The organism is Sphingobium sp. SG1, assembly GCF_057063145.1.
In genome coordinates, this window is record NZ_JBVVOJ010000009.1 from 144,236 (window position 1) to 164,489 (window position 20,254).

The window sequence follows — 20,254 nt, forward strand, 5'->3', positions numbered from 1 at the left end:
ATGATTTTTCCTAAGAAAGCCAAGCAGAACCGGGCGTTCGGCAAGTCTCGTGATGAGGCGATGCAGGATGCGGTGAAGATCGGGATCGCGGAAACCGCAGCACGTGCCGCCGTCACAGCGACGGTCACTTTCGCAGTGGGGTGGCTCCTCAAGCGGACCTTCGAGAAAACGGTGGCGCAAACCGCGCAACCTGCCTGCAAGACCAAGCCGTCCATGGCGACGAACAGCCCTGCGGTCAGCTACAAGCAGACGCGAAAGCGCACTGACACGGATAATTCAAACGACTTCTGATATGTTGCCTGTTGGATTTCGGATGGACTGGCAGAGCGATCGAAATCAGAAGGTCTGACGTCGATTGCGTGTATCCACGGAAATATCATGGTACAGGATATATCCGTGGATACAAAGCGGGCCTTCACAGGTTATTGTTTGGCAAGTCATTGATTTGCGGCCCCCCTAGCCCTGCATCGAAAGATGCAGGGTTTTTAGTTCATTGATTGCTGCACCCTTTGACTGATCGCGAACCGGTTACCCTTACTGCTTGTGAACCTGGCACTGTCCGATCTCATCCGCGCGGATGTCGACAGGATCATGGACACGAAGTTCGAGGGATCCTTTGCGCTCGACCCTGCATTGGTGATGTGCGATTGCGTTGACCATCCATTTTGTAATGCTGGATATGATGATGGTGTTTGCCGACTTTCTGCGCGGTCGCAGGCGTGAGTTGCTGAGTGCCCACGACCTTGGCGAACTTGAGGCTATGGTGACCGATCTGAGGACCTTGCCTGCCCGCAAGACCTTCATATCTCGCGACCAAAAAGTCACCATGAGCACCTATCTCATCGAAGGCGTCATGTGCCGATACATGGACGACCGACAGGGAGACCGGCAGCTGGTGGCAGTCCATGTGGCAGGCGATTTTGTCGATCTTCATGGCTACCCGCTGGGGCATCTTGATCATGACCTTGCCACCCTGACCGCCTGTCGAGTGGCTTTGGTGCCTCATGTTGCGCTCGATCATCTTGTCGCGACGCGCCCGGCACTCACAAAATTATTGTGGTTCAGCACGCTTCTCGATGCCGCCATGCATCGCGAATGGATATTTCGCCTTGGTCGTCTCGACGCGGTTGCCCGGGTCAGCCACTTCTTCTGCGAAATCGAAGCGAAATTGCGCGCGATCGGGCGAAGTGATGGGGCACATTTCACCCTCCCGATGACCCAGACCGACCTGGGAGAGGCCTGCGGGATAACACCGGTTCATATGAACCGGATGCTGCGTGAACTCAGAGATCGCAACCTCCTGGCGATCCACCGCCATGATGTTGAGATCCTTGATCTGAGAGGTCTGGCGCGGTTGGGTGAATTTGATCCTGCCTACCTGTTCCTCGACGAGCAGAACTGACGGAACCGCCACTGCTAGCATATCGTTCTTGTGTCCTTGAGAAGGAGCAGAGCCGTTATGCCTACCCCGGGTATTCATGAAGAAGCCGGTATTGCCTCAGCCTACGCCGGATTGATCATGCTGGATGGTCCGAACGGTATTGCAATAACGCTGACTGCAAATGCAGCAGAGGGGACGGGTCTTTCCCTTCTGCGTGCCGCTGAAATAGCGCGTGAGCAAATGGCCGCAGGTGAGGACAAGGATTTTCCAGAGGAGTGAAAACGTCTCGATTGATCTAGATCAATACTCGAAATCATTTCGGTGTTGCCTTGTATTTTATTGTTGCTGCGATGCAACTTTAGGCATTTGCGCGGTTTTACTTTGCGGCTCGTGCGCAGGGGGATGAACGAGGCCTATCTCCGGTAGAGGATAGCCGCATGAAGATCGCTCAAATCGCTCCCCTTGCTGAAAGTGTGCCGCCCAAGCTTTATGGGGGTACCGAACGGATTGTCTCCTATCTCACCGAGGCCTTAGTGCATCAGGGGCATGAAGTAACCTTGTTCGCGAGCGGCGATTCGCAGACATCGGCCGAGCTTGTTCCGATTACGCCGGCGGCGCTGCGACTGACCCCGGGTATCGTCGACACCATACCTTATCATATGATGATGCTAGATGCGGTGAGGCAAAGGGCGGACGAGTTTGATGCGCTCCACTTCCATATCGATCTGCTGCATCTGCCCATGATCCAGGATTTTATCGGACGTACCGTCACGACGTTACATGGTCGACTCGACCTTCCCGATCTGCCGCCCTTCTACCGGTGTTTTGGCGATCACTGCCTCGTATCGATTTCCGATCATCAACGCCAACCCATGCCACCGGTCAATTGGGGTGCGACCATCTACCATGGTCTGCCGGTCGATCTGCTACAGCCCAGTCTCGGCGCCGATGAGGGGTATCTCGCCTTCCTCGGGCGCATTTCACCCGAGAAAAGACCAGACCGCGCCATTCGCATCGCAGCCCGGGCCGGCATCGAACTGCGAATTGCCGCAAAGATCGATGCTGTTGATAGGGGTTATTGGGAAGAGGAGATCGCGCCCCTCATCAAACTCTATCCCAATATTCGCTTTATCGGCGAGATCAACGAACAGCAGAAAGCGGATTTTCTCGGGGGTGCAAGGGCCTTGCTCTTCCCGATCGACTGGCCCGAGCCTTTCGGTCTTGTAATGATCGAAGCAATGGCTTGCGGAACACCGGTCATTGCGTTCCGATGCGGATCGGTGCCCGAGATCATCGAACATGGGCGCTCGGGTTTCATCGTGGACAGCGAGGATCAGGCGGTCGAAGCGGTGGGCCAACTTCGTCATCTTGAGCGCGCAAGGGTGCGTGGCGCGTTCGACGCACGGTTCACGGCTGGCAGGATGGCCGCAGACTATGCCGCATTATATCACAGGCTGCCGGGCGCCCGTACGGATGCCGCCTGGCTGCGTCGCCAGCGCGGCGAGGAGTCGGAATTGCAGATCGTCGCATAGGAGTCGCCATGTCGCTGACCCAACCGCAGCCAGGGATGCCTGGTATTGCAGGAGGACAGGCGCTGTCACAGGCGCAGACCCAGTTCTTCATTCCTGCTACCGCTTCATTGCACGAGCGTCGGCCACGCACACTCAAGCATGGAGACAGCTTTGCTGTCTTTGACCATAGCGGCGATGCCATATCCGGGCCCGGCAGTCCCGAGGGTTTCTATCATCGCGATACGCGCCACCTTTCGCACCTTTATCTCACGGTCAACGGCATGCGTCCGATACTGCTGAGTTCGGCGCTACGCGACGACAATGCGATGTTGACCTGCGATCTGGCTAACCCGGATTTCCTCGGATCAGACGGCCGCGTCGAGGTGGAGCATGATCTGATCCATCTGCGTCGCAGCCGCTTCCTGTGGGACGGCGCGATCTACGAACGGATCATCGTGCGCAATTTTGACATTGCTGAGCGCCGGGTATCCGTGGGCCTCTCCTTCGCTTCCGATTTCGCGGATCTGTTCGAGATACGGGGCATGACAAGATTGCGCCGTGGTACCATGCACGAGCCCAAGGTCGCAGAGGCCGATGTCCTGCTGGGATATAAGGGGCGTGATGGCCTCGAGCGGTCGACACATCTCCATTTTGATCCCGCGCCAGCGCAGCTGACGGCAGAGCAGGCGCTATTCGATGTCTCTGTTGCTCCCGGCGGTCGATGCACATTGTTCGCACGTGTTGCCTGCGAACATGTGAGCGAAGTTGATCAGCCCTTGCCCAAGCTGTTCCTCAAATCCCTGCGCGAGGCCATGCGTGCGCTTCAGGTTTCGCGCCGCCGCGGCGCGTCGATGCGATCGTCCAATGACCTCTTCGACGCTGTGGCGCGACGTTCGGTATCCGATATCTCGATGCTCTCCACCGATACGGAATATGGGCCATATCCCTATGCAGGCATTCCCTGGTTCAGCACGGTTTTCGGCAGGGATGCACTGATAACCGCACTCCAGACGATCTGGATGGACCCGGCTATCAGCCGAGGCGTGCTGGGATATCTCGCCGCGCACCAAGCGACGCATTTCGATCCAGCCGCCGATGCCGAGCCAGGTAAAATCCTGCATGAAGTGCGTCATGGCGAAATGGCCGAACTGGGTGAAGTCCCTTTCCGCCATTATTATGGTAGCATCGATTCCACCCCGCTTTTCGTCATGCTGGCCGGTGCATATCTGGAACGCACAGGAGACCTTCAGTTTCTCGCCAGAATATTACCCAATATCGAGTCTGCATTGCAGTGGATCGACAATCATGGCGATCGCGATGGCGACGGCTTCGTTGAATATGGACGAATGACGGATCAGGGCCTGCAGAATCAGGGCTGGAAAGACAGCCATGATTCCATATTCCATGCTGATGGCAGTATCGCCAAAGGCCCGATCGCTCTCGCCGAAGTTCAAGCCTATGTTTATGGCGCGTGGCAGGCGGCGAGCAGCATTTATCGTGCAAAAGGGGATTTGGATCGCTCGGAAGCCTATCTTGCCCGGGCCGTCGATCTGCAGGATCGTTTCGACGCGACTTTCTTCGACGCGGAACTGGGCACATATGTGCTCGCGCTCGACGGGCAGAAGCAGCCCTGTCGCATTCGCTCCTCCAACGCAGGCCATGTTCTTTACACTGGTCTGGCCCGATCAGAGCGCGCACCCATGGTTGTGGCAACATTGATGGCACCCGCCTCATTTTCCGGCTGGGGTGTGAGGACGATAGCGTCGACCGAGAAGCGCTATAATCCCATGAGCTATCATAATGGGTCGATCTGGCCGCATGACAATGCGCTGATCGCCGCGGGCTTTTCGCGATATGGCTTTCAGCGTCAGGCGTCGCAGATTTTCGAAGGCCTCTTTGCCGCTGCAACCTATGTTGATCTCCTGCGCCTGCCGGAGCTGTTTTGTGGTTTCCCGCGGCGGCGTTCGCAGGGCCCGACCTTCTATCCGGTCGCCTGCAGTCCGCAGGCCTGGTCGGCAGCGGCTCCCCTGTCGCTCATTCAAGCCAGTCTGGGACTGGGGTTCGATGTGTCGTCCAACGAAATCATCTTCCGCCAACCGACCTTGCCGACATTTCTCGACAGTCTTTTCATCGCGTCGCTGCCATTGGGGGCGGGAGAGGCGGATATCATGCTCGACCGCCTCGGAGATACGGCGGTCGTCAAGCCGCAGCATCGTGACAGTCGGGTAAGGATCGTCACCATAGCGTGATCATCCTGTCTGCCCGAGGCGCAGAGACGAGCCGGATGGCAGAGGCGGATTTTCTCCCCCGTACAAGGCGCCAGCCGGACTGCGCATGTCAGTTATGAGCGATCGGAATTTGAATGATATCACGCGAGCGTATCGACAATGGAGGATTGATCCTCTTCATCGCTGTCTCGACGGTCGGACTTGGTCTGATCATTTCCGGTTTCATCTCGGCATTGCTATGGGCGGCTTTGGCAGCCTTGCTGTTTCAGCCGCTTTACAGGCATATTCTGATCGATTGTCGCGGACGACGTAATCTGGCGGCAGCGCTGACGCTGCTCATCATCATCATTGCCGTCATCATGCCGGCCCTGATCATCGGAAGTCTCGTTGTCGAGCAGGCGAGCGGCGTTTACGCAAAGATCAGAAGCGGCCAGATCGACTTCGCAACCTATTTTGGTCAGGTTCATGCTGCCTTGCCGATGCGCATGCAACATTGGGTCGAGAATGCCGGCTTTGGTACGTTCGAACGGGCGCAGGCAAAAATTTCTCAGGCGTTGAGCGCCAGCGGCAGCATGTTGACGCAACGCGCTCTGACGATCGGCGCGGATGCTGCTGCTTTCGTACTCTCCTTCGGTGTGGGGCTCTATGTGAGCTTCTTTCTCCTGCGCGATGGGGAGGCGCTAGCACCCCAGATCATCAAGAGATTACCTCTCGAACACGCCATATCCCATCGGATCGCAGCGCGCTTCGTGATCGTTGTTCGAGCGACGATTAAGGGATCGGGAATCGTTGCCCTGGCGCAAGGCTTTCTGGGCGCCGCTACTTTCTGGATAGTCGGCATGCCGGCCGCCCTCTTATGGGGGGTGCTGATGGCAATCGCCGCCCTGCTGCCAGCGATCGGGCCTGCGATAATATGGCTTCCTGTGGCGACCTATCTGCTTGCGACGGGCGATCTTTGGCAGGCCATCACCGTGATCGCTTCAGGCGTCTTTGTGATCGGTCTTGTCGACAATCTCCTGCGGCCAATGCTCGTTGGTCGGGATACCGGGCTGCCGGACTGGCTCATATTGGTGACGACTCTGGGCGGAATCGAGACGCTTGGCCTTAGCGGCATCGTGGTGGGGCCGATCGCTGCGGCATTCTTCCTCACGGGATGGGATATATTGTCAGAGCAGAAAGGCGCTTCCACGTGCGACTGAAGCGTGGATTGGCAGTCCGCGGAAAGTGCCCGGAACCACGAAATCGCACTGGTGGAACGATCAGGCGATTGCCGCATTGTCGGCGGACCACAGGCGCCGCATTCAAGGTCTTCGATCATGTTCAAATATGTTGCGATCAGGCAGGAGAAGGGCCGCTGGCATGTCAGTGCCGAGAGTGGGCGGGTGGGAGATCCAGTCCTCAATCTCGAAAATGGGGGCTATGCTTCTCGCATGGATGCCCTGCAGGCCGCGATGATCTACGCGCAGGACAATCGCCTGGATATCGTCGAGATGGCTCTTTGAAGCGAGCGGGTCGCTGGCGCGACCGCGTCCTCCAACATGCATTGGTCGTTCGAAATCCTGTTTCCGGTCTCGCGCCGCCCGAGCGACTAACAACCGATATCTTTCAATGTTCGGAGCGTTGGTGACATGAGCATCATCGCTCATTTTTCTATCTTGTTCGTGCCCTTGACGGCGCGAAAGCGCAGCCATTTGTCGCAGCCACATGAACAAGCAGCACCCAAGCTTTGGTGCGCCATCTCGATATCATCGGGGACTAGGCATGGTTCCTAAGTCGATCCTCTTGCCACGAAATGGGTGGGTGCCAGATAATCCCGTTCTGCCGGTCAAGCTGTATATCGAAGTGGAGCCAGGAGAGCGGACGGATCTGGCCGAAACTTTCGAGGCATGCTTTCACAGGCATGGCTGGGAGCCCGAATGGCGTGATCAGATCTACGATTATGATCATTATCACTCTACCGCACATGAGGTGCTGGGGATGGCATCGGGTCATGCCATTCTTGCGCTTGGAGGGGCCAGGGCATTTGAAATCAAGGTCAGAGCCGGCGACGCGTTGCTGCTGCCTGCTGGAACCGGGCATCGCGCAATTGAGCAGAGCCGGGACTTTCTTGCGGTAGGCGCATATCCAGCGGGGCAGAATTGGGACATATGTTGCGTCGCGCCCAGCCAGACGATGCTGGATCGGATCAATAGCCTGGCTTTACCGAAATATGATCCGGTCACCGGAAGCCCATCTTAGCCGCCATCACTGCCGGCCTGCGGCCTGATACCGCTTAACAAGTGGATGCTCAGGATGGACCATTTCAGACATTGGGGCGTTCATTGCATCAAGGAGAGACCAAGCCGATGCACCTTCCCCCCGCCATGCATTTCGTTGAGACGCTACCCGCCCCGCTGCCGCAGATCGGCATGTTTTCGGATGCGGAAGAGCTGCAGCTTTCGGATGACCATATGCCGACCCGGTCTGTTACCGGGCAATATGTCGCAATGGGTGGCGCAATGCTGCTGACTGCGGTGCTGCTCGCGCGCGGACTGCGGTAAGGACCGGCCGGTCAACGTCTCCAAAATCATAAACAGGAGCCCCTACATGTTGTGGACAATTCTTCTCGTTATCCTGGTTCTCTGGGTTCTGGGCGCGTTCGTCATTCCGATCGGAGGTGGTCTGATCCATCTCCTCCTGGTTCTCGCCGTCATTGTTCTGGTCTACCAGTTCGTCACCGGACGACGAGCCTGATCGGCCCGACCGAGCGCGTGAAGACTCATGCCAATTGCGATCGGAGAGGACGCGATCGGTCCAAAGGAAGACTGGCATGCTGCACAAGGATGTTCGAGCTGAAAAGACAGCCGAAAAAGCCGAAGATCGAATGGAGAATATGGGTGGCTGCGGCACGTCGCAAAGTCCGGTTTCTGCAATCGGACAGTCGGGCGGGACCTCCAAGCGGGCACGGCCAATTCTGACGCTTGCGTTCACTGCACTCAGGCGCGCCTAAGCGACGCCGTCGCGCAATGGAATTTAGAAGGGCGTGTGTATCCGCATCGTCGCTATCGCGCGCTTGGCTTGTTGTCGGGCAATTGATGCGCACATGGTCCCGGTAGACCGCGAGTGGCATCAAGTTCGCCTCCTGGCAAGCATGCTCAGTCATGCCGGTACGTTGGAATTTCTTCGCGAAATCGTACTGATCGAGATCAAAGTCAGCTGATTGGCCGGGAACGGCCTGCCTGGCCAGGGATTGATCTTGTTGTTGGGCGGCATCCGCCCCTGGCAGAATTGGAGAGTATCATGAGCATTGAAGGCAAGGCCAAGGAAGCCGCCGGTTACGTGAAGGAAGAAGCTTTCGAGCACGGCAGATCGCCTGAAAGCCAGAAGAAGGCCCAGGACGGCCGGGACCTTCGCAATGAGGGGCGGATCGAAGACGGCAAGCCGCCGAAGACCGACAAGCCTGGCACGGGCGACTGACAATCTTCAAGGTCAGAAGGCGCCGCCCCAGACGGGGCGGCGTTTTTCGTTGGAACTCATCTATATGAGTGGCTTGTCGTTGCATCCTAAACGCTTCGGGCGATCTGGTAAGCTTGGCGTCAACTGGATGCTAGCTTGGCGGGTTGGTCGATGCAGAGCCGGCAGACAACCGATGCGGTGCTGCAGGCGCTGCACATGGCGGTATGGCGGCGCCAGCCGAAACAGCGGGTGCTGATCCATTCGGATCAGGGCTCGCAGTTTACCAGCATGGTCTGGGCGGCCTTCATCCGGGCTCACTTTCTTGAGCATTCGATGAGCCGGCGCGGCAACTGCCATGACAACGCAGTGGCCGAGAGCTTCTTCTCGTCGCTCAAGCGCGAGCGCATCCGGCGCCGCACCTGCAAAACGCGCGAGGAAGCCGGGCAGGACATGTTCGATTACAACGAGATATTCTACAATCCGGTGCGCAAGCAGGTCAGGAACGGGATGCTCTCACCCACCCAGTTTGAACGGCAGCAGTTTTTGAAAGCGGAAGGCGTCTAAAAAATTAGAGGCTATTCACCTCTGAACTGGACATGATGCTCGGGATACCGGACTGCGATGCCGCGTGATGTCCAGACACGTGATGTCCAGACAGTAGCTCTCTCCCGGAGGTGCTGCTGATCGCCAATCGGTCGGCTGGCAAGGCACTCAACACCGCTTTAGGCTCCATCCGTTGTATCACCGGGCAACTCGATTGAAACATTGGAGCACCGTGCCTCAAGACCATCTTGCGTTATTGCGGTGGTACGGCCATCCTTGTCGGTGTGATCGGGCATCTGGCGCCCTTTCATTATCGCCCCTGCCAGGCATTAAGAACGCCCGTCCCTAACGGACGGGCGGCCGCTCGGAAGTCGCAAAGCGACTTCCTTGCCAGCGGCACAGCTCTGGGAAATGCAGACAGTTGGGGGCAGTTCCCGCTGCACTTTGCTGTTGCCTGGATTTCGCACGTGGTATCTTCCCAACCCCCTATCCCCTGTCATCGCCCGCCCAGGTCCGTTGCATCGGGTTGCCATAACAGTCCGTCCGAACTGCTCCCCTGTCCGGAAGACCTGCCGCCTCCCGCCGAGGATCTGGAACGGACTTTCAAGACGGAGCGGGCTGGTCTTCTGCGCTATCTTGGGCGGCGCGCGGGATGGGATATCGCCCCGGACCTCGTCCAGGAAGTTTTCGTGCGGGCTGCGAGCAGCCAGCAGGCCGGACGCCTCATCAACCCTGCCGCCTTCGTGCGACGTATCGCCCGCAATCTTCTGATCGATCGCGCCCGCAGGAAAGATCGCAACAATATCCTGTTTTTTCCGCTCGATGAGCAGCGCGATCTCGCGTCCGGTCCCGAGCAGAGCCTCAACCTTGAAGCAGCGGACCTTCTGCGGCTTTACGAAGATGCCGTCGACCAGCTGCCGGAAAAGACGCGCCGTGTATTCCTGATGCACCGGGTGGACGAGATGAGCTATCGCGAAATCCATGAGCGATTGGAGATCAGCATCGCGACGGTGGAATATCATATGATGAAGGCCCTGGCGCATATCGGCCGCCACGTGGATGCCGGGCAATGAGCGACACCGAGCGCGATGATGATGCACGTCGTCGAGCTGTCGAGGAGCAGGCGATTGCATGGTTCTCCCATATGCGTGCTGCGGGTGATGACGCGGACCATGCCGAACTTGAAAAATGGCTGGAGCAGTCGGCAGAGCACCGCCGAGCCTATGAATGGGCGAGCCGACATTTTGAAACCGCTGCGCTGTTGAAAATGTCCCGTCGCCATGGCCGCAAGGACCATGCGTCCCGGCCGACATGGATGATCGGGCTCGCCATTGCCGCAGCCATGATCCTCGCCATCGCCCTGGGAGCGACATTCAGGTCAGGTAGCAGGGGTGAGGAGGCCAATGCGCAGATGCGCCGCCCTCCGGTGATGCGCGCGCCTCCGCATCAGATCCGGAATCTGGCGCTGGCTGATGGCTCGAAACTGACCCTGGATGCCGATAGTCGTGTGGAGATCGCCATGACCCGCAAGGAGCGGCGGCTCCGGCTGATCGGGGGGAAGGCCCGCATTGCCGTCAAGGCGGATAGTCGACCGTTCATCCTGGAAGCGGGCCCAGGCGAAGTATCTGCCCAGGTAGCGCGCTTCGACGTTGGGCTCGACAGCCAAGGGCAGATCGAACTCGCCGTGTTGTCGGGTGACGTCGAGTTGCGGAGCCTGCTTCGACCGGCGATGGCGATCGTAGCCGGGCAACGCGTTTTGGCAGGTCAGTCGATCGGATATGCCGCAGACAGTTTTCGTCCGATTGCGCTTGCCTCCGACGGGATCGATGACCGCGACTGGCCCCAGGGTTGGGTCGAATATAGTTCGGTGCCGCTGCGCAGACTGGTCGAGGACAGCAATCGTTATGCCCGCCGCCCCATCATTCTTGATGATCCGAGTCTGGGCGACCTGCTGGTTTCAGGACGCTTTCAGTTGACCGAGACGGATCGTTTTGCCGAACGGATTGCCGAGCTTTTCGACCTTGTCGCATCCCGGCGCTCAGACGGCATACATTTGCGGAACAGATAAAATTTCGCGGCCGGCTAAGGTCGTTCGATTTCTGGCGTCAACTACCCACCCGAGGCGCGCCGATGTGGCGTGTCGGCATTGCGCTTTGGGGGAACAATGGCAGGGAAGACATTTCAGACGATCGCAGCGCTCATGCTGGGCGTTGCCGGTAGCATCACGGTTCCTGCAGCCTGGGCGCGAGAAGAGCAGGATCAGTCATTCGACCTGCCGGCGCAGCCGCTCGAGCAATCTCTCCGAGAGATAGCCTCAAGGGCAGGTTGGGAAATCTACATGCCGGCCGAAAGCATCGGGGGTATCATCGCGCCGTCGCTGCAGGGCAAGCTGCCTCCAAGGCAGGCTATCCTTCAACTCCTGCAGAATACGGACTTCACGCCACGCTTCCTGCAGGACGCCGTGATCATTCGGTCGTCGGGCGACCGCTCCAAAGACATCATCACGGTCACCGGAAGCCGGATCACCGGCGCGCCGCCATCGGCGCCCGTTCGGGTCATCACGGCGGAAGATATGCGGCGCGGTGGGCAGGCTGATCTCGGTGAAGTCCTCAGAAGCTCGCCGCTCAATTTTGGCGGAGGACAAAATCCGGGTGTGGGCACCAGCCAGGGAGACGCCGATGTGAATGTCAACGGCTCCTCGTCTCCCAATTTGCTGGGGCTGGGGCCCAACGCGACCTTGACATTATTGAACGGCAGCAGACTGAGTTACACCGGTGTCAACTCGGCAGTCGACATCAGTGCAATCCCCGCAACGGCTGTGGATCGCATCGAAATCGTGACCGACGGCGCGTCGGCAATTTATGGCGCGGATGCCGTTGCCGGCGTCGTCAATGTCATCCTCAAGCGCGACTATGAGGGCGTGACCGCGCTTGCGAGGGTCGGTGGATCCACCGACGGTGGGAACTTCCAGCAACAATATAATCTGACTGCCGGTGCGCGATGGAGCGGCGGCGGCATTCTGGCCGTCCTCGACCATAGTTCCAACTCCGACGTCAAGGCTTCGAGCCGCTCCTACGCCGAGGGCATGGCGACCGATTCCTCGCTCTATCCCAGGCTCGGTCGGGACAGCGCCCTGATCAGCCTGTTCCAGGATATTGGCACTCGACTGAAAGCCAATATCGATTTCATGTACAAGGATGGCCGGCAGGATGTCATTGCCGGCTTTCTTGGGGGGCAACCCCACACCAGCAGCGGCGCCGCCGTCAGGACGGACACACGGTCCTGGCTGATCGCTCCCGCATTGTCGGTGGATTTCGGCGCGTCATGGAACGCCCATATTCTATCCTCCTTCGGTGCGGACAAGGCGCAGTCTCACTCTGACATCTTTGCCGGCGGCAACGTCTACGGGGCAAGCTACCGTCGTTATGACAATGATGCCCAGTCGATCGAACTGAACGCCGACGGGCCGCTCTTTGACTTGCCGGCTGGCGACGTTCGTATTGCCTTGGGTGGCGGATATCGCAGAACCGGCATCAAACTGAATACGACGACGCTCGGCACTACCAGCAATGCCTTCAGCGAGCATAGCGAGAACGGCTTCGGCTTTGCCGAAGTGCTGATTCCATTGCTCTCGCCATCCCAGAATTCGGCGCTGGGACGATCGCTTCGCCTGACCGGTGCATTCCGATACGAAGCCAATTCCGGGACCGACTCGGTTGCGCTTCCCAAGCTGGGCATAGTCTATGAGCCGGTTGAAGGTCTGGCGATCAAGGGAAGCTGGGGACGGTCCTTCCGGCTCCCGACCCTCTATCAGCGCTACGGGAGCTATTCAGCGGTTCTGTACCCGACGGAACGATACGCGACCGGCTTCCCCGCTAGCTCGACCTTCATTGCGCTACAGGGCGCCAACGCCGACCTTAAGCCGGAGCGTTCGGAAAGCTGGACGGCTTCAGCTGAATTCAAGCCGGTAGAGCATCCCGAGTTCAGCGGGGTCATCAGCTATTTTCATATCGACTATACCGATCGCGTCGCGACGCCGCTGACATCGGCCGTCGGCGCTCTCAACAACCCGGTCTATGCCAACCTGGTCACGCTCGCCCCGTCCCTCTCGCTTCAACAGGCGATCATCGACGGCGCGGCTATCGGCCTGCAGAATGGAACGACGGGCACGTATGATCCCGGCCAGGTCGTTGCGATCCTCGACGCGCGGAGCCGCAACATGGCGCGAGAAGTCTACAAGGGCATCAGCCTGTCCATGCGCTACATGATCGGGGATCCCGAGCGCGAAGCGTTCGATCTCAGTTTCGACGGCAATTGGGTCGATAGCCAAAGGCAATTATTTGCTGCGGTGCCAGCGACCGCCCTGTCCGGCACCTTGTTCAACCCGCCCGAACTCAAAGGTCGGTTTGGTGCAAGTTATATCAGGCCGAATTTCACCCTGTCCGCGTTCACGAACCTCAGTTCCAGTCTCGTCGATAACCGAAAGCGCCCGGCCTATCGGATACGCGGTCTCGCGACGCTCGACATGTCCGCACTCGTCAAGGCGGGAGGCGGGTTCGAACTGGGAGCAAGCATCCAGAATGTCTTCAACGCCAAGCCACCGGTAATTGTTACCGGCTCAGGCTATGACACGCCTTTCGATACCACCAATTATTCCGCGATCGGGCGCTTCCTTTCCATACAGCTCCGGCGGTCATGGTAATGGTAACGGCTGCACGCCTGTGGATCAGCCTGCCGATTGTGCTGGGCCTGGGATTGGCGCCGCCTGTACAGCTGCGTGCCGTTGGGGCCGAGGCGCGGTACTGGACCATGGACGACATCCTGGCGATCCCGATCATTGCCGGCACCGCGCTGGCGCATGATGGACGATCGCTGGCCTATATCCTTCGGGTCGCAAACCGAAAGGAGAACCGCACGGAGTTCGAACTCCATGTGACCAATTTCCAGCCGGATGGGGACAGGATCCTTGCCCGCTCCATCTGGATGGAACGGCTCCAGGCCATCCCCGGCAGGATGGCCTGGAGCCTATTGGCCGATCAGGGGGCAGGCGTGCAACTCTACCAGTTCAGGAGCGACGGCGCGATGACGCCGCTCCTGATCAGTCCGGAAACGGTCCTTGTCGGCTCTGCCGATGGTGCGGAATTTGGTTATGGCTTTACAGGGCCGGTCCGCTTTGGCGTCGCCGCATATAGTTGGTCCCCTGACGGCGTACGTCTCTTCTACTCCCTCCTCCACAATGAGGAGGCGAGCAGCGGAATTCGCTACGGCGAGGCTGTGACGAACCTGACCGTCCATCGTCGGCAAGGGCCGGGGGTGTCGGCGCGCTTCTTCATCAAGGAGGAAGCGCGTGCTCCGATCTGGATCTCGGATGTTCCAGGCGGAGACAGGGTGGGACGTTTCATGGGGGGAATGCCGGCCTGGCATGCGGATGCGCTCGACTATTCTCTCCAGACCGACAATCTGAACGTGCCACATATTCAGCGTTATCGATGGCGTTTTTTTGACAGGAAAAGCAGCCCACTGGTGGAAGGCCCGGCGCTCTTTTCCGATCGGATCACAGGTCCGCAGGGCGGAACATTGCAGATTGAGCGCGTCCAGCAGGAGCGGCGTCTGCGGGAACGGAGGGCAGATGGCCGAATGGTCGATTATGGCGTGCTCGACGCCACCTTGTCAGATCCCAGATCACCGGGGCATTGGCGATCGCCCGATGGCCAATTCACGCTAATCGCGGTCCGGTTCATAGCCGAAGGTCGCTATGGGCTGATCCGGCTCGATGCCGATGGCCAGTCGACCCGGATCGAGGTGCCCGAAAGCCTGACGCATTGCAGCTTCGTGCCAGCGCTCACGCAAGGGATATGCGTCCGCGAAGGTGTCACTCGTGCGCCCTCCTTCGTTCGGATCGATGTGCCGCGCGGTCAAATCCAACCTCTACAAGGCGTTTCCCCCCGCCATGATGCGATCATGCCGTTGCGTGCGGAAACGCGAATGCTGGACAACGCCTACGGCTTTCGAGCGCGAAGCCTGATCCTCTATCCACGAAACTATGCGCCGGGGCGCCGCTATCCCGCTCTGCTTGTCACCCATGGAACCGACGCCGACGAGCGTTTCGGGGCGCAGGACATTCAATGGCATTATCCGGTGCAACTGCTCGCCGAGCGCGGTTATGTGATCATTCTCGCCAACGAGCCCGACCGCTCGCAAAGCGCGCAAATGGAGAAGGCGTTCGCTGATCGCAACATCTGCGGTGGTGCAACGCCGCCTGGAGAAATCCAGCGGATTGGCTGGTTTAATCAGATTGAGAGCTTTCGTGCCATTCTGCATGCGCTGGACGCCGAAGGCCTGATCGACCCGAAGCATGTGGGCATTGCGGGATATAGCTATGGATCGCAAATTGCGAATGTGGCGGTCACTCAGACAGACATGTTTTCGGCGGCGTCCAGCGGCGACGGTGGCTTTCTCGAGCCGACCATCTATCGCACCCATCAATGCGCCTATCGGGCAATTTATGGCGGGCCGCCGGGCGACCCGGCAGCGCAGCCCAACTATGCCGCGCTGGCTCCTTCCTATCGTGCCCGATTTGCCCAGGCACCGATATTGCAGCAAATCGCCGAACCACATGAGTCGGCCATCGACTTCCATCAGGCGCTTCGCGCGGCAAGCGTGCCGTCCGAACTGTCGCTCTATCCGGGGGAGAGTTGGGCGTCGGATGAAACCCATTTTTTCCACATTCCATCGAACCAATTGGAAGCCATGTCCGAAAACATGGAGTGGTTTGATTATTGGCTCAAAGGACTGCCGCCTTCACCAGGCCCTGACGGGCAGCGGATCGAACGGTGGGATGCGATGCGAAAGGCTATGGAAAAATCCTTGCCGGGAAGCCCATCTATGTCGTCCAATGGCGAGCCCAACTCTCCGCGCCCGCGAGGCCGATAATGCGCCGGGCGCGATATCTGTCGCCTCCGGTTGAGCCAGGGGACGGGAGATCCCGGATGAGACCGCTTTGGGCCAGTAAGCCGGATCTCAGATGGGAAAGGATTTGCGTCTCATTCTCCCAATAATATCGGTCCAGGAAACCTGCCGGGCCGCCCTTGGTCCGGCGGGCCGCGATCAGTGGCGGAAGATAGGACTGAAAAGCCTGGCGTGCGACCGAACGATCGATTCCGCCTTCGACCCAATGCCAGCTTGGAATGCCGAGACAGAGCTCCATGACGGGCTGCGCCAGCAATGGAGATATTGAGGGCGGACTGGAGCGACGATCGTGGAATCCATCATGACCGACCGCACGGGCCAAGGCGCGGACATGCGTTGCCGAACCCGCTGGAATATCATCAGGAGGCAATAGCCAGGGATGAATGTCCATCGCGTCGATCGCAGCCTCAAGCCGCGCATCGTCGAGAAAGCTGCGGTCACCTCGTCTGGCAGACGAATTCGATGGCTTCTTCAGCCTGCGGACGAGGTGGAGCAGGATCGTCAAATAGTCGGCATCATGTAACTGCGCGACATCCCGGATCGTTCTGAGAACTGCAGCGATATCCTGGCCGGCCTGAAATCGGTCAAGTATCGGTGCCACGGAGTGCATCAGTGCGAACACATTGTCGCCGCCATGCCCGGTGAAATAGGCGTCGATGCCTTGCTGTCGCGCGGTGAGCGCCTGGGCCTTGGCCGTGCTTTGCGCATAATGGGCCATGAAGGGACGTGCCGCGTGCGCTACGATTGGCCGTTCCACGTCGATTGCATCCGGATCATAGGAGAAAATATCGAGCGGGATATCCAGCGCCTTTGCAAGAAGTTGCGCATAGCGAAGTTCATCGCCCTCGCGGTCGGGCGAGTTCATGTGAAGGCCGCGAAAATGCGCGCCTGAATGGTGCAGCCCGGTGGCGATGATCGAGGAGTCAAGACCGCCTGAAAGACCTGACAGGATGGAAGGGAACATGGCTGCCCATGTTCCGATGGCGTCGAATATGGTTTTGCGCACCATATCGACGGACCCCATGGGACGCTTGGTCCGGTCCGGGATGAAATTCCAGGGTTGCCACAGAAGATTCGAGCTTCGTGCCGTCGGCGTGATCCTAAGCCGGCAGCCAGGCATGAGTTCGCGGACGCCGGCAACGCAGGTTCGCTCGCCGCTGTAGAATGGGTTCCAAATATGTACGAGCAGCGCATCCAGGTCGACGCGCATCTGGCTCGCAGCAAAAGGCGCGGCACCAAGTTGGGGGGTTATCGCGATGCCGCCGTTCACTTCTCGCCAGAACGCAGGCATGGTTCCGGAGGGATCGCGCACGATCCAGATGTCGTCCTGAAAATCTTTGAAGATAGCGATATAGCCTCCCCAATAGTCCCGGATCAGGCTTTGTCCCTGGGTCGCGAAAGCTGCACTGATCTCCGCGGCATTGAGATGGGTAATCTGTCGGCTGGGTAAGGTCCGCGTGAATAGATGTCCCAGCACTGCTCCCTGGGTGCCAAGTCGGATCAGATGTTCAGTTGCCCGAAGATGTATCGGCCCATCAAGTGGGACAGCCTCCATGCCATCAATATCGGTAGTCGGCGTGGCCCATGGCAACTGCTCTCCCACATAGGCCAGGAAGCGCGGCGCGATCATATCGCCAATATGGGCTCGAAAGCGTCGACCCGTTCCACCGTATCGCCGATCACCCGGTCGTCGCATTGAACCCAGCAATGGGCGGCAATCGGGAGCCGCACGCCGATGACCAAGGTCGGACTATGGCCGCAGCGGCGCAAAATGCGCACGATCGCCATGCTTCGCGGGAGACAGAGATTTTCGAGCGGCAACAGTGCCTGGATGCGGTGAAACGCCGCTGCCACCACCTCTTCGCTTACAGGGAATTTCGACGGTCGAGCGGGCTTACCTGCTTCTGCCTCTAATTCTCTGACGAGCTGCTGCAGCGACGTTCGACGCACTTCCAATATCGCTGCGCAGAGCGACAGCAAGGCGAAGAATATGAGTCTCCAACTGCTTTGCTCCTTTTGTCCCGCTGGTTTGGGAATGTGGCTGAAGATGGGCGCGGGCAATATCCTGCCGGCAGAATGATTCGAGCAGGCTTCGAGCAATGCTGTTATTCGGCGCCCGGTAGCGCCGCGTGCCAGGCTGTATCTGCCTTTCTTTATGTCGAGGAGCACAGGCGTTTGTCCGACAAGGCATGCATAAGTGTCTGCCGTGATCCTGTGCATTGGTGCTTCCCTTTTCGCGAAGATCGAAAGGGCACGCGTCCTGCAAAGGGCGCGTGCCCTCCGCCATTCAGTCTTCTTCGGAGATGCCCAGACCCTTGCACAGGGTGCCGTTTCCATCGTCCTCGCCGATCAGCAGGACGCCGCGCGTGAGATCGAGTGCGTCACCCAGGTCGACGATGTCCTGCGACAGTTCTTCATGTTCCATGATCAACTTCCTTTCAATGAGCGACTCAATGTCGCGATCTGAAAGGTTTCACGGAACGCATGAGATATATATTTTATAATTCATTTATAATCAGATGATGATCTAGGGATCGGGAAATTGAAATTAAAATAGCGACCGAGCAGTGAGGGCGTGGGTTGGGCACACGCACCGGCTCCTTTAGCCTTACAGCCTGGACATGCGAGCCGGTTACCCGGTCACTATCCACGAATGATTTCGTGTTCGACAGATGGTGCGGATCTATATTCTAATGGGCAAGCCGAATTGGCTCCACTTTGATATATATTCAAGCTACTGCGCCCATATCCAACTGAGCATGCCGATGGCGGGGAGGAGGGGCTGCGAACTGGCAGATTGCTGGCCGTCAATCGTTGAAAGCGGCTTGCTGTTAGAAATCGACTTGAACAGACTTGCACCCATTGTCGCCGTTCGAGGACGGGTTTCCGTTCCCTGGAATAGGCGTCCGGCCACACATTAACGGATAGGGGAGAGGGCGGCCGAAGCTGGCAGGTGATCCTTTTGCCATTCTGTAATCAGCCTTGCCCCGACCTTTGAACAGATAGCCATGAACTGGTCGGCGATTGCCTCCCAGCCAGCTGAATGGTCCGTCCATGACGCAGGGCGTCGAAGCCGTCATTGAGGTGCCCGACATGTCCTCAACCCCCATTGTGATGGTACGCGAACTTGCCAAGGACACCACCAATGTGCGTGCTGATGACAAGCGACAAATGCATGTAGCGCGAGGCATATTGCACCAGTCCAAAGGTCGGCTTGACGGGATTGTCCTACACGCGCGGGCAATGCAGCGTCAGCGTCAGCGTCAGCGTAAACGGGATGGGGATCGGCGTTGCGGCCCGCTTGGCTGCTATCCTGGTCCGGTCATTTGTGCCGGGGATAATCGCGGGGGCGCTGCCGGCGAGCTGGCATGTCCCAGAACGGATGGGGACCCGGACACAGGGTATTGACGACGAAAATCTCGCATAGCTGCAGAATTCATCTTCACCCGGTTAAACGCCGTCATCCGCAATGGGCGCGCCACTTGTGTCGCCTGGCGATCCAGCTGAGCTTGGGAACCATTCTGCTGTCCATCGGTCTTTTCAGGGGGGCGACAGGATTGAGATGATGTTGAACGCACTTGCCTGCACCCCAGAGCGCCGCCACCCCTCACGCGAACCGATCGACATTCCCTGCACGGTCAATTGGGCCGGGCTGTACGAATTTGCCACGATCAAAAACATGTCGATCTACGGCGCGCAGCTGGAGGGATTTGAATTTCCGCCAGTCGGGACGCCGGTGACCATCGTCGTCGATCAGGTCGAGCTTTGTGCATCGATCATCTGGGCCGATGGCGAGAAGTGTGGCGTGCTGCTGGAGCATGATGTCGATCCTGCGGTCTTCATACGTCAGCATTCCATTCGGCCTCTACACCATGGCGTACCGCCGATCGGAACGATCCGGCAGCTTATACCGCTTGGCGCTTGCTGAAGGGCCAGGCGAGCCGCTGCGCAGTTGCTCGGAAGCGCACGCCCAGGCATCGACTGGCGGGTTGGACGAAGCTCATCAAGGTGCAGCCCTTCGCAACGATACTTCGTCCGCACCTGTACTGCAGGAGCAAGGTGAAATCTTCGTTACGCGTAGCCGGCTTATCAAAAGCCCGCCCCCGGCAGGCCGGAGGCGGGCAGGTTATGAAGGCCGCAAGGGAGGGGGCGCCACTTGCCCCCACAATACGAAGGCCAATCGCTAT

20 protein-coding genes and 1 pseudogene are annotated in these 20,254 nt (G+C 58.7%); 18 read left to right on the forward strand and 3 right to left on the reverse strand.

What is annotated here, in order from left to right; all coding sequences use genetic code 11:
• The 17 genes and pseudogenes from AC0KVN_RS18770 to AC0KVN_RS18850 all read left to right on the forward strand — a co-directional run bounded on the left by AC0KVN_RS18770 (position 1) and on the right by AC0KVN_RS18850 (position 16,031).
• Positions 1 to 291, forward strand: coding sequence for a hypothetical protein (locus AC0KVN_RS18770; RefSeq protein ID WP_483656282.1), 291 nt, complete (start codon positions 1 to 3; stop codon positions 289 to 291).
• Positions 292 to 685: 394 nt separating this feature from the next.
• Complete coding sequence (locus tag AC0KVN_RS18775; RefSeq protein WP_483656327.1) at positions 686 to 1,402, forward strand: Crp/Fnr family transcriptional regulator; 717 nt, start codon at positions 686 to 688, stop codon at positions 1,400 to 1,402.
• A 57-nt stretch (positions 1,403 to 1,459) separates the two neighbouring features.
• Positions 1,460 to 1,660, forward strand: coding sequence for a hypothetical protein (locus AC0KVN_RS18780; RefSeq protein ID WP_483656283.1), 201 nt, complete (start codon positions 1,460 to 1,462; stop codon positions 1,658 to 1,660).
• 158 nt (positions 1,661 to 1,818) lie between these two features.
• Positions 1,819 to 2,913: a glycosyltransferase family 4 protein gene (locus AC0KVN_RS18785; protein ID WP_483656284.1), complete on the forward strand. Its 1,095-nt coding sequence runs from the start codon at positions 1,819 to 1,821 to the stop codon at positions 2,911 to 2,913.
• 8 nt (positions 2,914 to 2,921) lie between these two features.
• Entirely contained in the window at positions 2,922 to 5,141 is a 2,220-nt protein-coding gene (locus AC0KVN_RS18790; RefSeq protein ID WP_483656285.1) for an amylo-alpha-1,6-glucosidase, read from the forward strand.
• Between the two features lie 113 nt (positions 5,142 to 5,254).
• Entirely contained in the window at positions 5,255 to 6,319 is a 1,065-nt protein-coding gene (locus AC0KVN_RS18795) for an AI-2E family transporter (RefSeq protein ID WP_483656286.1), read from the forward strand.
• Positions 6,320 to 6,436: 117 nt separating this feature from the next.
• Positions 6,437 to 6,622: a hypothetical protein gene (locus tag AC0KVN_RS18800; RefSeq protein WP_017503458.1), complete on the forward strand. Its 186-nt coding sequence runs from the start codon at positions 6,437 to 6,439 to the stop codon at positions 6,620 to 6,622.
• A gap of 259 nt (positions 6,623 to 6,881) precedes the next feature.
• Positions 6,882 to 7,358: a cupin gene (locus tag AC0KVN_RS18805; RefSeq protein ID WP_483656287.1), complete on the forward strand. Its 477-nt coding sequence runs from the start codon at positions 6,882 to 6,884 to the stop codon at positions 7,356 to 7,358.
• Positions 7,359 to 7,465: 107 nt separating this feature from the next.
• Positions 7,466 to 7,660 carry a hypothetical protein gene (locus AC0KVN_RS18810; protein WP_483656288.1) on the forward strand — a complete coding sequence of 65 codons (195 nt, stop codon included), beginning with the start codon at positions 7,466 to 7,468 and terminating at the stop codon, positions 7,658 to 7,660.
• Positions 7,661 to 7,706: 46 nt separating this feature from the next.
• Positions 7,707 to 7,853: a lmo0937 family membrane protein gene (locus AC0KVN_RS18815; protein WP_007711003.1), complete on the forward strand. Its 147-nt coding sequence runs from the start codon at positions 7,707 to 7,709 to the stop codon at positions 7,851 to 7,853.
• Positions 7,854 to 7,929: 76 nt separating this feature from the next.
• Complete coding sequence (locus tag AC0KVN_RS18820) at positions 7,930 to 8,109, forward strand: hypothetical protein (RefSeq protein WP_483656289.1); 180 nt, start codon at positions 7,930 to 7,932, stop codon at positions 8,107 to 8,109.
• A 290-nt stretch (positions 8,110 to 8,399) separates the two neighbouring features.
• Positions 8,400 to 8,576, forward strand: a complete 177-nt coding sequence (locus AC0KVN_RS18825) for a hypothetical protein (RefSeq protein WP_483656290.1) — start codon at positions 8,400 to 8,402, stop codon at positions 8,574 to 8,576.
• Positions 8,577 to 8,711: 135 nt separating this feature from the next.
• A pseudogene (locus tag AC0KVN_RS18830) lies at positions 8,712 to 9,119 on the forward strand (DDE-type integrase/transposase/recombinase); the annotation flags it as partial.
• Positions 9,120 to 9,346: 227 nt separating this feature from the next.
• Entirely contained in the window at positions 9,347 to 10,171 is an 825-nt protein-coding gene (locus AC0KVN_RS18835) for an RNA polymerase sigma factor (RefSeq protein ID WP_483656291.1), read from the forward strand.
• On the forward strand, positions 10,168 to 11,166 hold the full coding sequence (locus AC0KVN_RS18840; RefSeq protein WP_483656292.1) for a FecR family protein: 999 nt from the start codon (positions 10,168 to 10,170) through the stop codon (positions 11,164 to 11,166). The genes AC0KVN_RS18835 and AC0KVN_RS18840 overlap by 4 nt, the downstream gene beginning before the upstream one ends.
• A 96-nt stretch (positions 11,167 to 11,262) precedes the next feature.
• Positions 11,263 to 13,800: a TonB-dependent receptor plug domain-containing protein gene (locus AC0KVN_RS18845; protein ID WP_483656293.1), complete on the forward strand. Its 2,538-nt coding sequence runs from the start codon at positions 11,263 to 11,265 to the stop codon at positions 13,798 to 13,800.
• Positions 13,801 to 13,907: 107 nt separating this feature from the next.
• On the forward strand, positions 13,908 to 16,031 hold the full coding sequence (locus tag AC0KVN_RS18850; protein ID WP_483656294.1) for a prolyl oligopeptidase family serine peptidase: 2,124 nt from the start codon (positions 13,908 to 13,910) through the stop codon (positions 16,029 to 16,031).
• Here AC0KVN_RS18850 and AC0KVN_RS18855 read toward each other — a convergent pair.
• The 3 genes from AC0KVN_RS18855 to AC0KVN_RS18865 all read right to left on the reverse strand — a co-directional run bounded on the left by AC0KVN_RS18855 (position 15,982) and on the right by AC0KVN_RS18865 (position 18,492).
• Positions 15,982 to 17,697, reverse strand: a complete 1,716-nt coding sequence (locus tag AC0KVN_RS18855; RefSeq protein ID WP_483656295.1) for an asparagine synthase-related protein — start codon at positions 17,695 to 17,697, stop codon at positions 15,982 to 15,984. The genes AC0KVN_RS18850 and AC0KVN_RS18855 overlap by 50 nt on opposite strands.
• Positions 17,694 to 18,287: a lasso peptide biosynthesis B2 protein gene (locus AC0KVN_RS18860; protein ID WP_483656296.1), complete on the reverse strand. Its 594-nt coding sequence runs from the start codon at positions 18,285 to 18,287 to the stop codon at positions 17,694 to 17,696. Before AC0KVN_RS18860 ends, AC0KVN_RS18855 begins: the two co-directional genes overlap by 4 nt.
• A gap of 67 nt (positions 18,288 to 18,354) precedes the next feature.
• A complete protein-coding gene (locus AC0KVN_RS18865) occupies positions 18,355 to 18,492 on the reverse strand; it encodes a benenodin family lasso peptide (protein WP_483656297.1) in 138 nt (45 codons plus the stop codon).
• A 1,137-nt stretch (positions 18,493 to 19,629) separates the two neighbouring features.
• On the opposite strand from AC0KVN_RS18865, the gene AC0KVN_RS18870 reads away from it, so the two are divergent.
• On the forward strand, positions 19,630 to 19,995 hold the full coding sequence (locus AC0KVN_RS18870; protein ID WP_483656298.1) for a PilZ domain-containing protein: 366 nt from the start codon (positions 19,630 to 19,632) through the stop codon (positions 19,993 to 19,995).
• The last annotated feature ends 259 nt before the right edge of the window (positions 19,996 to 20,254 follow it).